The organism is Phenylobacterium sp. FG114 (genome assembly GCF_057809855.1).
The window spans coordinates 126055-139872 of the sequence record NZ_JBMDKU010000010.1 but is presented as its reverse complement, the minus strand read 5'-3'; the positions used below and the strand labels follow the sequence as shown (position 1 = coordinate 139872).

Here is a 13818-nt window from a genome sequence, read left to right as displayed (position 1 = left end):
TTGTTGTTCCCACCTGGATACGCGGGAGCTCAGGCGGAGGCCATACCCAATCTACGAAAAATTCCGACGGCCGGGCGCCGCCTCGCCCTCAGCTTGCGCCGGCCTTCTGCGCGTAGGCCCAACTCATCTGCGCCAGGCTCTGCACCCGGGGAGCCATGTTGGCGGCGTCAGGGTGGTTGGCGGTTCCGTCGCGCACCCGGCCCAGGATGCCTTGCAGGATGCCCACAAGGCGGAAGGCGTTGTACGAGAAGAACCAGTTGAGGTCGTGGATTCCGGGGCGCCCGGTCAGCTCGCAATAGTAGGCGACGGCCTCGTCCAGGGTTGGGATGCCGTGCGCCTTCAGGTCCGGCAGGGTCGAGATCGTGCCGTTGACCCAGTTCATCAGCACATAGGTGAAGTCGGCCAGCGGCTCGCCCAGGGTGCCCAATTCCCAGTCCAGCACCGCGACGACGCGCGGCTCGGTGGCATGGAAGATCATGTTGTCCAGCCGATAGTCGCCATGCACGATCGAGGTGCGCTCCTGGGCCGGCACCGTCTTCGGCAGCCACTCGATCAGCTTTTCGACTTCCGGGATGTGGACGGTCTCGGAGGCCTTGTATTGCTTGGTCCAGCGGTCGACCTGGCGGGACATGTAGTTGCCGGGCTTGCCGTAGTCCTCAAGGCCCACCTTCACGTAGTCGGTGTTGTGCAGGTCGGCGAGCGTCTTGATCTTGGCCTTGAAGATGGCGTTGCGCTCAGCGGGTTCATAGGCCGGCAGGCTCTGGTCCCACAGGATCCGGCCCTCGACCATGTCCATCACGTAGAACCAGGTGCCGATAACCCCGTCGTCGGTGCAGAGGCCGTACGGCCGCGCCACCGGGAAGCCGGTGGGATAGAGCGCCGAGATCACCTTGAATTCGCGATCCACCGCGTGCGCCGACGGCAGCAGCTTGCCCGGCGGCTTGCGGCGCAGCACGTACTTCTTGCCCGGCGTGATCAATTGGTAGGTCGGGTTCGACTGGCCGCCCTTGAACTGGCGCACCTCAAGCGGCCCCGCGTAGCCCTCGACGTTGGCCTTCATCCAGGCTTCCAGCGCGGCCTGGTCGAACCGGTGGGATTCCGCGACCTCCTTGGTGCCCGTGTTCGCCTGTTCCCGGGCCTGTTCGGCGGCGATGTCGGCGGTGACGGACATGGCGTTCCTCGCTTCGTACAGTTGTTTGAACCCCTTTTAGCGACGCCGCCCACGCGGGAGCAAGGCGCGAGCGGCGTGCTTGACGCGGCGCGCCGCAATCCGCACAGCCGCAGGCATGGTCGAAGACGTCACGTCGATGATCGAGATCGCCGTCCCGCGCGAACGGGTCTGGCAGGCGCTCACCGATCCGGCCCAGGTGGCGCGCTGGATGGGTTGTTTGCGCTTCCGCGCGGCGCCCGGCCACATCTTCTACCTGCAGCCAGACCGAGGGCGACGGGCGGCCGACGACGTGACCGACGCCATCGCCTGCCGGATCGAGGTCGTCGACGCGCCGCGCCGCCTCAGCTTCTCGTGGGGCTTCCCCGACGTGCCGGACACCTTCGTCGATATCCGGCTGCGCAACATCCCGGGAGGCACCTACGTGCGACTGGTCCACTCCGGCTGGGACCAGTTCGACGACCGCGAGACCGAGGACGTACGAGGCGGCCTGGGCCACGCCTGGCACAGCGTGGCCCTGCCCCGCCTGCGGGCCGTGGCGGAGACGCCCACGGAGTAGCGTTGCCGCGGGCGCCGGGGCGGCACAGTATCGCGGCGCATATCGGGGGTTCTAGCCAAATGGGTTTCACGCGACGGACGTTCGGCGCCGGGCTCTTGTCCGCACCCCTGATGAGCGCCGCGCCGTCGGCGCTCGCGGCCGTCGCCAAGGGCAAGCCCGAGTACGGCGACTTCGGCATCGACCTGACCGCCATCGACCCCTCGGTGGCGCCGGGCGACGACTTCTTCCGGCACGTGAACGGAACCTGGCTGAAGACGGCGACCATCCCGCCCGATCGTTCGAGCTGGGGCGCCGGGGCGCGGATTACGGAGAACACCCAGGCGCGAACACGCGCGATCATGGAGTCCGCGGGCTCGCTCCGCACGGCCAACGGGCGCAAGATCGCCGACTACTACGCCGCCTGGGTGGATGAGGCGGGCCTGGAGCGTCGCGGGACCGAACCGCTGAAGGGCGAGTTGGCGCGCGTGGCCGCCGTCGCGACCCCCGCGGACCTGGCCCGCGAACTGGCGACACTTTCCTGGGCCGCGCTGCCGAACCCGAACGGCTCCCAACCGCTGCCGCAAAGCCCCATCGCGTGCGGCGTCGCCGTCGATATCAAACAACCTGACCGCTACATCTCGGGGATGACCCAGGGCGGCATCGGCCTGCCGGACCGGGACTATTACCTGATCGACAGGCCCGCCAACGTGAAGGCCCGCCAGGCGTACAAGGCGCACATGGCGAAGATGTTCGCGCTGGCGGGTTTCGACGACGCCGAGGGCCGCGCGACGCGAGTCTACGCCCTCGAGGAGCGGATCGCCCGCGGCCATCGCACCCGCGTGGCCAACCGGCAGGCCGAGGCGCGCTACAACCCCTTCACCCGCGCGGACTTCGCGGCCAGGGCCCCTGGCGTCGACTGGGACGCCTACCTGAAGGCGGCGGGCCTGGATGGCCAGTCGGTGTGGATCGTGAACCAACCCGAGGCGTCGGCCTCTGCGGCGGCCGCGGCGGCCGAGGTTTCGATTGCCGAGTGGCGCGACTACCTGGCGCTTCGCGCCATCCGCAACTTCGCGCCCATTGGGCCACGGGCCTTCCGCGAGGAGGATTTCGACTACAACGGCCGGGCCCTATCGGGCACGCCGGATATGCCGGCCGCCTGGAAGACCGCCGTCGTTCAGACCGACAAGGCGCTGGGCCAGGCCGTCGGCGAGATCTACCTCCAGCGGCATTTTCCGGAGAGGTCGCGCGCCCAGATCCTGGACATGACGCGCAACCTCAAAGCCGCCATGGCGAACCGGATCAAGGCGCTCGACTGGATGTCGCCGCAGACCAAGGCCCGGGCGCTGGCCAAGCTCGCCAACCTGCGCGTCGAGATCGGCGGCCAGCAGCCGCCGCGCGACTATTCGAAACTGGAGGTGGTCGCCGGCGACGGCTTCGGAAACCTCCAGCGCGCGCAGGCCTTCGAGCGCGACCGCATGCTGGGCATGCTGGGCCGACCCGTCGATCGCCGCGAATGGTCGATGAACCCACAGACCATCAATGCCGTGTCCAACGCGGTGCTGATCAAGGTGATGTTCCCCGCCGGCTATCTGCAGGCGCCGAATTTCGACCCCTACGCCGACCCGGCCGTGAACTACGGCGCCATCGGCCGTGTGATCGGCCACGAGATCAGCCACCAGTTCGACGACCAGGGCGCGAAGTTCGACGAGAAGGGAGCCCTCGCGAACTGGTGGACCCCGGAGGACCTGGCGAAGTTCTACGCCGCCGGTTCAGGGCTGGCCGCGCAGTACGATCAGTACGAGCCGCTTCCGGGCGCGCGGATCAGCGGCCGCCTGACCCTCGGTGAGAACATCGGCGACCTCGCGGGCCTCTGCATGGCGTACGACGCCTATCATGCCTCGCTGCGCGGCAGGCCGGCCCCGGTTCTGGGAGGCCTCACCGGCGATCAGCGCTTCTTCATGTCGTTCGCCCAGACGAGCAGGTCGCTGCAGCGCGAAAACGCGCTGCGTCAGCAGCTGCTGACCGATCCGCACTCGCCCAACGAATGGCGCACCGCCGAGGTGCGCAACGTCGACGCCTGGTACGCCGCCTTCGACGTGAAGCCCGCCCAGAAGATGTACCTGCCGCCCGACCGCCGGGTCCGTGTCTGGTAGGTCAGAGCGCACGCCAGCCGATATCGCGGCGGCAGAAGCCATCCGGGAAATCGATCGCGTCCACCGCCGCATAGGCGCGGTCCCGGGCCTCGCGGAGGTCTGCGCCGGTGGCGCAGACATTCAGCACCCGCCCGCCCGCGGCGCGCAGCACCCCGGCCTCGTCACGCCGGGTGCCGGCGTGGAACACCAGCTGCCCAGCCCCGAAGTCGGCCTCGGTCCCGCCGATCCGGCCTCCCGCCCTAGGGGTGCCCGGATAGCCGTCGGCGGCGACGACCACGCAGACCGCCGACTCCTTGCGCCAGACCGGGGGCGGCATGTCGGCCAAGCGGCCCTGCGCGCAGGCCATCAGATAGGGCACGAGGTCGCTCTCGAGACGCAGCATCAGCACCTGGCACTCCGGGTCGCCGAAGCGGACGTTGAACTCGACCAGCTTGGGACCGTGCTTGGTGGCCATGAACTCCACGAACAGCACGCCACGGTACGGCGCGCCGTCGGCGGCGATCCCGGCAAAGGCGGGCTCGACCAGGCGGGTCCGCACTTGTTCCACCAATTCGGGCGTGAACAGCGGCGCCGGCGAATACGTCCCCATGCCACCGGTGTTCGGGCCTTGCTCGCCGTCGAACGCGCGCTTGTGATCCTGCGCCCAGCCGAACACCATCGAATCCCTGCCGTCGCACAGCGCAAACAACGAGCCGATCTCGCCCTCTAGGAATTCTTCGATCACCACCCGCGCTCCGGCGGCGCCGAACCGCCCGCCGAAGGTGTCGTCGATGGCCGCTTCGGCCTCGGCGCGCTGCGTGGCGATCACCACGCCCTTACCCGCCGCCAGCCCGTCGGCCTTGATGACATAGGGCGGCTCGAACCGGTCCAGCGCAGCCTTGGCCTCAGCCGCGCTGTCGCACACCACATAGGCCGAGGTGGGCAGGCCGTAGCGGTCGCAGAAGGCCTTGGTGAAGGCCTTCGAACTCTCGAGTTGGCCGGCCTGGGCGCTGGGGCCGAAACACGGGATCCCCGCCGCAGCCAGGGCGTCGCCCAGGCCCGCCGCGACCGACGACTCGGGCCCGATCACCACGAGGTCGGCCGCGATGTCCTGGGCCAGCGCGACCAGCGCCTCCACATCGGTCGCCGACACCGCGCGCAGCTCGCACTGGGCGGCCATGCCTGGGTTGCCCGGAGCCGCCACGAGGCGCGACACCAGCGGCGAAGCCGCGATCTTCCACGCCAGCGCGTGCTCGCGCCCGCCGGAGCCCACAAGGAGGATGTTCATGGCAGGCGGCTTTGGCGCGCCGCTCGGCGGCGGTCAAGGCGGGATGGACCTTTCGCGGCGGGACCGGGGTGACGACGTCCAGCGGCATCGGTCGGTCTGGCGTCTTTGCGCGGCTTGGCTTAGCCGTACCGTGTTACGCGAACGGCGGCGCAAGGTCGCAATCCCACGCCCGCCAACCTTCGTTATAGTACTAAGGTTGCTGGCCAAACGACGGGAGACGGGATGGCCGATTCAGACTTCGACAGCGCCGAACAGGCGCTCGAACGGCAGGCCGAACGCGCCCGGGAAGTCGAGCATCGGGTGAAGAACACCCTCCAGCTCATTTCCTCCATCGTGCTGCTTCAAGGTCGCCGCGCCGCCGACGACGCCGCCCGCCAGGCGCTGAAGGCCGTGCAGCAGCGGGTGGCCGCGGTCAGCGTGTCGCACCGCCATGTGTCCTGGAGCGAGGACGCCGAACAGGTGGAAGTCGCCGCGCTGGTCCGGGAGATCGTGAGCGACCTGGCCGGATCGGCGGGCCGCGAGGGGGTCGACATCGACCTGGACCTCGACACCGTCAGCATCCCCGGCCGCCAGGCCGCGCCGGTGGCCCTGCTGGTCAGCGAGATGGTGGGCAACGCGCTGCGCCACGCCTACCCCGGCGATCGTCGGGGACGAATCCAGGTGATCGTGCGGCGGACCGCCGCCGGCTTCGATCTTCAGGTCTGCGACGACGGGGTGGGCATGCCGCCCGAGGCTCCGAAGACGGGGTTCGGCCTCACCGTCGTCCAGCTCATGGCGCAACAGCTCCGGGGTCGCCTCGATACCGCCGCCGCGCAACCGGGGCTGCGGCTTTCCGTTAGCGTGCCCATGGACACAGCAACGTCGCGGGCCTGAGGCCCATGTCTCTCATCGTAAACGTCGTGGGCGTGGGCGCCGCTCTCTGCTCGATGACCAGCTTCGTGCCACAGCTCACCAAGATCGTGCGCGAGCGCGACGCTTCCTCGGTGTCTCTCAAGATGTACGCGGTCACGGTGACCGGCTTCTCGCTCTGGATCGCCTATGGCGTGATGATCGGAAGCTGGCCGATCGCGGCGTCGAACGCCGTGTGCTTGGCGCTCTCTGCCGCCATCCTCGTCCTCAAATGGCGGTTCGCCGCAGGCCGCGGGCTAGCCACGAGCCAGCCGGGGCCGTAAGTCGTTCGCCGGCACGGGCCAGAAGGTAGCGGGATGACGGATCGGTTGGCGGCGGCGCAGACGGCGCTGAATGCAGGGCGTTCGGGTGAGGCCATCGAGCATCTGATCGCCGCGGTCGCCGAGGATCCCGCCCGGCCTGCGCCGGTCTACCGCGTCCTGGCCGCGCAGTTGTTCGGGGCCGGCCGCTTCCAGGAGGGCGACACCTTCGCCGCCCAGGGCCTGGACCGCTATCCGCGCGACTACGATCTGCTCAACACCCGCGGCGTGCTCCTGCGCAAGCTGAAGCGCCAGGCCGAGGCCGTGCCGGTGCTGGAGCAGGCCATCAAGCTCGAACCCAAGAAGCTGCCGGCACAACAAAACCTGGGCAACATCCTGCTCGATCTCGGCGCCGCCGCCCGCGCCGAGACGCTGTTCGCCAAGCTGGCGCGACTGGAGCCCCGCAACGCCGAGTTCCAGCGCCAGCTGGGCCGCGCGATGGTCAAGCTGGGCCGCATAGAGCCCGGTCTCATGCGTTTCCGGCAGGCGGTGAGCCTTAAGCGCGACCATCTCGACGCCTGGCTCGACATCGTCGGCACACTGAACGAGGAGTTCCGCACTGCTGAAGCCGAGGAGGCGCTCGACAAGGCCCTGGCGGCGAACCCAGGCGCGCAGCGGCTGCTGGAGGCCAAGGGGGCCGTGCTCCGCCGCTCGGGCGACGCGGCCCGCGCCGAGGCCTATCTCCGGGCGCTGTTGCCGTCGAACCCCGACGCGGGCTGGCTGCACCATCAGCTGGGCGCGATGCTCGTCGACCGCGACCGGGCCCGCGGCCTGGAGCATCTCGAAAAGGCGGTGAAGGCGGAGCCCCAGCGGATCGACTATGCGGTCGCGCTGATCGAGGGCTACGAGCGCAACCGAAGCGGCGACGAAGGCGCCAACATCGAGAAGGCCTACCAGCTGGCGCGAGAGCTCGTGCCGCGCGCCACCGAATTCAGCGACTCGGCCAACAAGATCGTCTGGGAGACCCTGGGCCGGGTCTGCGATTTCGACTCGCAGGATCGTATCGGCGACTTCCGCAGCCTCGGGCGCGGTTGGGCAAGCAACGGCCGGCACACGGCGCTGATGAAGCAGATGGCCCGCGTGCGAACCGACGCGGATCGTTTGGAGCTGATCGAGCAGCACCGCATCTGGGGGCGGCAGGTGGAGGCCTCGGCAAACCGGCGGAAGGTCAAGCGCCAGCCGCCGCGACCGGCGGGCGGCAAGATTCGCCTGGGCTTCATGTCGTCCGACCTGCGCCTGCATCCGGTCGGCTATTTCGCCCTGCCGCTGTTCGAGCACATCGACAACGACCGGTTCGAGGTGTTCGCATATTCCTACTATAACGGCGGTGAGGCCGACGCGGCCCAGCGGCTGATCACCTCGAAGGTCACCGCCTACCGCTGGTGGCCCGAGATCACCGCGGCGGACGCGGCGCAGAAGATCGCCGACGACCAGCTCGACATGCTGATCGAATTGGGCGGCTCCACGCACATGAACAAGCTCGAGGTCATGGCCTACAAGCCGGCGCCGCGACAGGCCAGTTGGCTGGGCTATCCGCATTCCGCGGGCCTGGAGACCATCGACTACTTCGTCTGCGACCCCTACATCGCGCCGCCCGATCTCCGCATGCTGATCGAGAGGCCGCTGATGCTGAAGCACGCCTGGTACCCGCTCAGCGCCTCGGCATTCCGCGACCAGCCGGCCACGAACCCGGAGCCGCCGGTCGCCCGCAACGGCTACGTCACCTTCGGCACGGCCAACCAGCCGCACAAGTACACGCGCGAGGTGCTGCAGGCCTGGGGCCGGATCATGGCCCGCAGCCCCGGGTCGCATTTCCTGTTCATCCGGCCCGAAGGCAGCTCGGCGTCATTCCAGGCCAATATCCGCCAAGCCTTCGCGGCCGAGGGGATCGAGGGTGACCGGATCGAGTTCGAGGCGGTCCGAGGCGCGCACCTGCCGCACTACAACCGCATGGACATGAGCCTCGACACCTTCCCGCAGACCGGCGGCACCACGACCTGCGAGTCCATGTGGATGGGCGCCCCCTGTGTCAGTCTGAAGGGTCCGGCGCCCTACGAGCGGCTGAGCTGGTCGGTGCTGAGCAACGTGGGCTTGGCCGACCTCTGCGCCGACTCGGTCGACGGCTATGTCGACGCGGCCGTCGGACTGGCGAACGATCCGGGCCGGATCGCCGAACTGCGCGCCACCCTGCGCGAGCGGATGCGCGCCAGCCCGCTGGGCCAGAGCGACACCTGGGCGGCCGACTTCTACGATGCGGTCGAGCGGACGGTCCTGGGCCGCTAGAAAGCCTCGGGCGTCACCCGGTTGCGAGCGATGAAGGCGGCCATGTCGCCGCTCATCAGCAGGTCGAGGTTTTGCCCGACGCGATCCGCAGGCCAGTCCCACCAGGCGATCCGCAGCATCTCGTCGATCGTGTCGTCGTCGAACCGTCGCCGCACGACCCGCGCCGGATTGCCGGCGACGATGGCATAGGGCGGCACGTCCCTGGTCACCACGGCTCGGGCCGCCACGACCGCGCCATGGCCGATGTTGACGCCGGCCATGATGGTGCAGCCGCTGCCGAGCCAGACGTCGCTGCCGATCACCACGTCGCCGCGCCCGACAGTGTGGTTGCGGACCCGACAGTCGGCGCGCCATTCCTCGAAGGCGGAGAACGGGTACATCGAGACCCACTCCGGTCGATGGTAGCCTCCCAGGAACACGTCGACATTGTCGGCGATCGAGCAGTAGTCGCCGATCCGGCAGGCGTAGCCGCCCGGCGAGCCCCAGTAGCGCAGGATCGGCACACCGTAGGAATGCGGGCCGGCCACGAGGCGCCCCGCAGCAACATGCTGGGCGGCGGCGACGGTCGTGAAGACAGGAGGGGGCATGTGGTGGATTCCTATGCCTTCGCGCCGTTCAATCCAGCGCGCCGCGCGCATGCAACTGGGCGTACCAGTCCACGTAGCCGTCCCAGAACGCCGCCTCGTCCCACCCGGAGCCCCACGACGGCTGGTCGTTGACCCGCACGCGCGGCTCGTCGAAGCGCGCCTGGTCGCAAAGGTCGACCGGGCACTCACGGCCCAGCCGGCGACCGGCCTCGTCGGCGACGCGCAGCGCGAAGTCACCCTGCGACGCGATCCATCCCGAAGGTCGCGCGGGAGTTGTTGGCTCGTCGGACCCCAGGCAGGCGGCGACGTATTCGGCGTACCCCCTCGCCAATTGCGCGGCGGCCAGATGATCGCGGACATAGAGCGGCGTGCGCACCGCCGGCGTCTCGCCGGCGAACCAGCTGCGGAACAGGTGCCAGCCGAAGCGCCGCTCCTCGAGCGCGCCGTAGGGGCTGGGGATGACGAACCGCCCGAACGCGAGCCCCGCCGACCGGGCCCAGTAGTCGAACGCCGCGGTGGTGAGCGTCTTGGACAGACCGTAGGGCGTAACCGCCCCGGCCTCCTCGCCGCCGCCTTCGCCCGCCTCGAACACGCTGCCGGTCAGCAGCATCAGCCGCCCCCCGGCCCGGCGGACGGCGCAAAGGACGTCCCCTGCGCCCGCGGTGTTGCGGGCCAGGGCGTCGACGGGGTCGAAGTCCGGGCTGCGGTAGCCTGTGATATGAGCCGCGTGGTGGGCGAGCACGTCAGGCTTCGCCGCCCGGATGTCGTCGAGCAGCGCCTGCGATCCGAACGCCCGTCCATAGGTGACGACGGCCGCCTTCTCCAGACGGACCACGCGGTCAAGCCGCACGCCCTCGTAGTCCTCGCGCGGGCGGAGCAGCGGCGCGACCACCTCGAACCCGGCGGCGGCCAGCGCCTCGGCGATCCAGACGCCGGTGAACGAGCTCGCGCCCGTGAGCAGGACCTTGGCCGCCATGCCTACCCGTGGTCCGGATAGGCCGCATCGCGCGGCGAGATCAGCGTGGGCGGCGCGGGCCAGGCGATTCCGAACGCGGGATCGTCCCACCGGACGCCGGCCTCATGGCCGGGCCGGAACGTTGGGGCGATCTGGTAGACCACGTCCGTATCCGGTTCGAGCGTCAGGAAGCCGTGCGCGATCCCCTCCGGGATGAACAGCGCCGCCAGATTATCGGCCGACAGCTCGGCGGCGATCCAGCGGCGATAGGTGGGACTGGCGGGGCGCAGGTCCACGGCCACGTCGAAGATCCGGCCCCGGCTCACCCGCACCAGCTTGGTCTCGCCGTTAGGGCTGGGCTGGTAGTGCATCCCGCGCAACGTATGGCGGGTCGGGTTGCGCGAGACACTGGTCTGCGCCGGTTCGAATGGGATGCCAGCGGCCGCGAACTCTTCCGGGCAGTGCAGGCGCGCGAACAGGCCACGGTCGTCACGGTGCGGCTCCGCGTCCACGCGCACGACACCGGCGATCTCCGTCGGCGTGAACCGCATCAGTCCAGCACCCGGGTGACTGGCGAGGCCACCACGAACCGGCCGCCCCAGTCGGCGATGAAGCTGAGCTGGCGGGTGATCTCGTCCTTCAGGTTCCAGGGCAGGATCAACACGTAGTCCGGCCGGGAGGCCTTCACAGCGTCGGGTGCGCGGATCGGCACATGGCTACCGGGCAGGTAGCGATCCTGCTTGGCCGGGTTGGCGTCGTAAGCTTCGAGGATCTGGTCCGCCCCGACGCCGCAATAGTTGAGGAACGTGTTGCCCTTGGCCGCTGCGCCATAGGCGGCGATCACCTTGCCATCATCGCGAGCGGCGGCGAGGAACCCCAGGAAGCTGTCGCGAACGGCCTCTACGCGGGCCGTGAAGCCATCATAGGTTTCCGGCCGGTTCAGCCCGGCAGCCGCCTCGGCGGCGCGAACGGCGCGCAGGCCGTCGCTCTCTTCGCGGCCGGCCGCCTTGTGGCAGCAGAACAGCCGCAGCGACCCGCCGTGGGTCGGCAGCCGCTCCACGTCGAAGACCCTGAGGCCGTGGGCGCCCAGCACCTGCTCCACCGCCAGCAGCGACAGATACGAATAGTGCTCGTGGTAGATCGTATCGAACTGCACCAGCTCGATCAGGTTCAGCAGGTGCGGGAACTCGAAGGTCAGCACGCCGTCCGGCTTCAGCACGTGCCGGAAGCCGGCCACGAAGGCATTCAGGTCGGGCACGTGGGCCAGGACGTTGTTGGCCGCCATCAGGTCGGCCCGGTCGCCTCGCGCCGCGAGGTTCTGCCCAGTCTCGGCATTGAAGAACACGACGTCGGTCCGCACGCCGATGGCGCGCGCCGCGTCCGCCGTATTGGCGGTGGGCTCGATCCCCAGCACGGGGATGTCCTTCGCCAGGAAGTGCTTGAGCAGGTAGCCGTCATTGCTGGCCACCTCGACCACCAGGCTCTCCGGCCCGAGGCCGAAGCGCTCGATCATCGCCTCGGCATAGCGGCGCGCGTGCTCGACCCATCCTGGCGAGAACGAGGAGAAATAGGCGTAGCCCTCGTCGAAGATTGCCTCAGCGGGCACGTCGTGGTCGGCCTGCACCAGGAAGCAGCTGTCGCAGACCATGGTGTTGAGCGGGAACACCGGCTCGTTCCCGGCGGCCAGCTGTTCGGGCGTAAGGTAGCTGTTCGCCAGGGGCTGCAGCCCCAGGTCCAGGAACGTGCGGGTCAGCGGCGAGCGGCAGAAGCGGCAGAGACTCATGGCCGGCCTTCGTAGCCCTCGATCTGTTCCAGGCACAAGGAAAGCGCGTCCTCGCCAGCCGCCAGGCGGCGATACCAGTCCATCGTAAGCGCCACGGCCTCTCGGGCGTCCAGGCGGCTCTCGAAGCCCAGGACCTCGCGCGCCAGGGTCGCGTCGATGGCCAGAGTCTTGGCCTCCAGCGATGCGGGGTCGGGCTCATGCCGCCAGGCCTGTCCGCCCAGGGCCTCGACGCCCAGCGTCGCAAGCTCGCCCACGCTCACCTCCGGCCCGCCAGGCTTCGGCCCGAAGTTGACCGCCCGAGGCGCCGAAGTATCGGTGGCCAGGACCTCAGCGAGGGCGAAGTACCCCGCCAGGCAATCCAGGACATGCTGCCACGGTCGCGTCGCCTCGGGATGGCGCAGCACCACCTGCTGACCCGCGTGCGCCGCACGGACGATGTCGGCCACGAGGCGATCGCGTGAGAAATCACCGCCACCGATCACATTGCCGCCGCGCGCCGTGCCCACCGGCGTAGCCGGGAAGAAGCTCTTGGCAAAGCTCTGCACCACGATCTCGGCCGCCGCCTTCGAGGCCGAATAGGGATCCTTGCCGCCCAGGTTGTCGCCTTCCCGGAAGGCGCGGCCGGAGTCGTTGTTGGCGTAGACCTTGTCCGAGGTGATCACGAGCACCGCCTGCAGCGCCGCCTGCCTGCGCAGCGCCTGCAGCAGGTGGGCCGTGCCCATCACGTTGGTCGCGAAGGTTCCGATCGGGTCCTCCACCGACGTCCGCACGATCGGCTGGGCGGCCATGTGCAGCACGATGTCGAAGGCGCACGGACCCACGGCCCCGGCCACGGCGTCCGGATTGCGCAGGTCGACGAAAAGCGAGTCGATCCGGCGTTCGACGCCTGCGAGGGTGAACAGGGCCGGCGCTTGGTCGGGCGGCAGGGCCAAACCCGTCACCTCGGCCCCCATCCGGGACAACCAGATCGCCGCCCACGAGCCCTTGAAGCCCGTGTGCCCCGTCAGCAGGACCCGCTTGCCGGCCCAGAAGCCTGGGTTCACCGCCGCCACGGCGCCTCGCCGGAGGCCCACAGCGCCTCGAGCTGGTTCTTGTCCCGCAGGGTGTCCATCGCCGCCCAGAAGCCGTCGTGGCGATAGGCCATCAGCTGGCCGTCGGCGGCCAAGCCCTCCAGAGGCTGCTGTTCCCAAACGGTGGCGTCACCGTCGATGCGGCCGATGACCTTGGGATCCAGCACGAAGAAGCCGCCGTTGATCAGGCCGTTGTCGCCCGGCGGCTTCTCGACGAAGCGCTGCACCTGGCCGTTGTCGATCTCCAGCGCGCCATAGCGCCCGGGCGGGGCCACTGCGGTGATCGTGGCGTCCTTGCCGTGGCCGCGATGGAAGGCGGCCAGCGCCGTCAGATCCACGTCCGACACGCCGTCGCCATAGGTCAGGAAGAACGGCTCGTTCGCATTGAGATAGGAGGCCACGCGCTTCAGCCGTCCCCCCGTCATGGTGGCCTCGCCCGTGTCGACTAGGGTCACCCGCCAGGGCTCGTGGTTGGTGGCGTGGTACTCGATCACGCCCTTGGCCAGGTCCACGGTCAGGTCTGCGTTATGCAGCACGTAGTTGGCGAAGTACTCCTTCACCACGTAGCCCTTGTAGCCCAGGCAGACGACGAAGTCGTTGAAGCCGTGGTGCGAGAACAGCTTCATGATGTGCCAGAGGATGGGGCGTCCGCCGATCTCGATCATCGGTTTCGGCTTCAAGTGGCTCTCTTCCGAGATGCGCGTGCCCAGGCCCCCGGCCAGGATTACCGTCTTCATGTCTCGCCTTCTCGCGCGATCCGCGCCTCGTCGCCGTCTTAGCGGGTAAGCCAGTGATTCCGAAGCCGC

Annotated in this window: 13 protein-coding genes; 5 read left to right on the top strand and 8 right to left on the bottom strand. The window is 69.1% G+C overall.

Translation table 11 applies throughout. The annotated features are described in order from the left end of the window. Window positions 1–88 precede the first annotated feature (88 nt). The gene (locus ACODSY_RS17670; protein WP_488953106.1) at window positions 89–1171 is read right to left on the bottom strand and encodes a phosphotransferase family protein; all 1083 of its coding nucleotides are present in this window, start codon (window positions 1169–1171) and stop codon (window positions 89–91) included. Window positions 1172–1286: 115 nt separating this feature from the next. Between ACODSY_RS17670 and ACODSY_RS17665 the strand changes: the two genes are divergently transcribed. Together ACODSY_RS17665 and ACODSY_RS17660 are read left to right on the top strand one after the other, a co-directional pair. Next, window positions 1287–1727 carry an SRPBCC family protein gene (locus ACODSY_RS17665; protein ID WP_488953105.1) on the top strand — a complete coding sequence of 147 codons (441 nt, stop codon included), beginning with the start codon at window positions 1287–1289 and terminating at the stop codon, window positions 1725–1727. A 59-nt stretch (window positions 1728–1786) separates the two neighbouring features. Next, window positions 1787–3859 carry a M13 family metallopeptidase gene (locus tag ACODSY_RS17660; RefSeq protein WP_488953104.1) on the top strand — a complete coding sequence of 691 codons (2073 nt, stop codon included), beginning with the start codon at window positions 1787–1789 and terminating at the stop codon, window positions 3857–3859. Window position 3860: 1 nt separating this feature from the next. Here ACODSY_RS17660 and purD read toward each other — a convergent pair whose 3' ends face one another. Continuing rightward, window positions 3861–5126 carry a phosphoribosylamine--glycine ligase gene (gene purD, locus ACODSY_RS17655; protein WP_488953103.1) on the bottom strand — a complete coding sequence of 422 codons (1266 nt, stop codon included), beginning with the start codon at window positions 5124–5126 and terminating at the stop codon, window positions 3861–3863. A gap of 222 nt (window positions 5127–5348) precedes the next feature. On the opposite strand from purD, the gene ACODSY_RS17650 reads away from it, so the two are divergent. Genes ACODSY_RS17650 through ACODSY_RS17640 form a run of 3 tightly spaced genes read left to right on the top strand, consistent with a single transcriptional unit; the run spans window position 5349 to window position 8617 of the window. Beyond that, entirely contained in the window at window positions 5349–5999 is a 651-nt protein-coding gene (locus tag ACODSY_RS17650; RefSeq protein ID WP_488953102.1) for a sensor histidine kinase, read from the top strand. Between the two features lie 5 nt (window positions 6000–6004). After that, entirely contained in the window at window positions 6005–6298 is a 294-nt protein-coding gene (locus ACODSY_RS17645) for a SemiSWEET family sugar transporter (protein ID WP_488953101.1), read from the top strand. A gap of 33 nt (window positions 6299–6331) precedes the next feature. After that, window positions 6332–8617, top strand: coding sequence for a tetratricopeptide repeat protein (locus ACODSY_RS17640; RefSeq protein ID WP_488953100.1), 2286 nt, complete (start codon window positions 6332–6334; stop codon window positions 8615–8617). Here ACODSY_RS17640 and ACODSY_RS17635 read toward each other — a convergent pair. The 6 genes from ACODSY_RS17635 to rfbF are packed head-to-tail and all read right to left on the bottom strand — an operon-like array spanning window position 8614 to window position 13749. Next, window positions 8614–9204, bottom strand: a complete 591-nt coding sequence (locus tag ACODSY_RS17635; RefSeq protein WP_488953099.1) for a CatB-related O-acetyltransferase — start codon at window positions 9202–9204, stop codon at window positions 8614–8616. The genes ACODSY_RS17640 and ACODSY_RS17635 overlap by 4 nt on opposite strands. Window positions 9205–9232: 28 nt before the next feature. Continuing rightward, window positions 9233–10180 (bottom strand): NAD-dependent epimerase/dehydratase family protein, encoded by a 948-nt coding sequence (locus ACODSY_RS17630; RefSeq protein ID WP_488953098.1) that lies wholly within the window; start codon window positions 10178–10180, stop codon window positions 9233–9235. A 2-nt stretch (window positions 10181–10182) separates the two neighbouring features. Then, window positions 10183–10710: a dTDP-4-dehydrorhamnose 3,5-epimerase family protein gene (locus ACODSY_RS17625; protein ID WP_488953097.1), complete on the bottom strand. Its 528-nt coding sequence runs from the start codon at window positions 10708–10710 to the stop codon at window positions 10183–10185. Then, window positions 10710–11942: a methyltransferase domain-containing protein gene (locus ACODSY_RS17620; RefSeq protein ID WP_488953096.1), complete on the bottom strand. Its 1233-nt coding sequence runs from the start codon at window positions 11940–11942 to the stop codon at window positions 10710–10712. Before ACODSY_RS17620 ends, ACODSY_RS17625 begins: the two co-directional genes overlap by 1 nt. After that, the gene (gene rfbG / locus ACODSY_RS17615; protein ID WP_488953095.1) at window positions 11939–13015 is read right to left on the bottom strand and encodes a CDP-glucose 4,6-dehydratase; all 1077 of its coding nucleotides are present in this window, start codon (window positions 13013–13015) and stop codon (window positions 11939–11941) included. Before rfbG ends, ACODSY_RS17620 begins: the two co-directional genes overlap by 4 nt. Beyond that, window positions 12982–13749: a glucose-1-phosphate cytidylyltransferase gene (rfbF, locus tag ACODSY_RS17610; RefSeq protein ID WP_488953094.1), complete on the bottom strand. Its 768-nt coding sequence runs from the start codon at window positions 13747–13749 to the stop codon at window positions 12982–12984. Before rfbF ends, rfbG begins: the two co-directional genes overlap by 34 nt. Window positions 13750–13818: the final 69 nt, after the last annotated feature.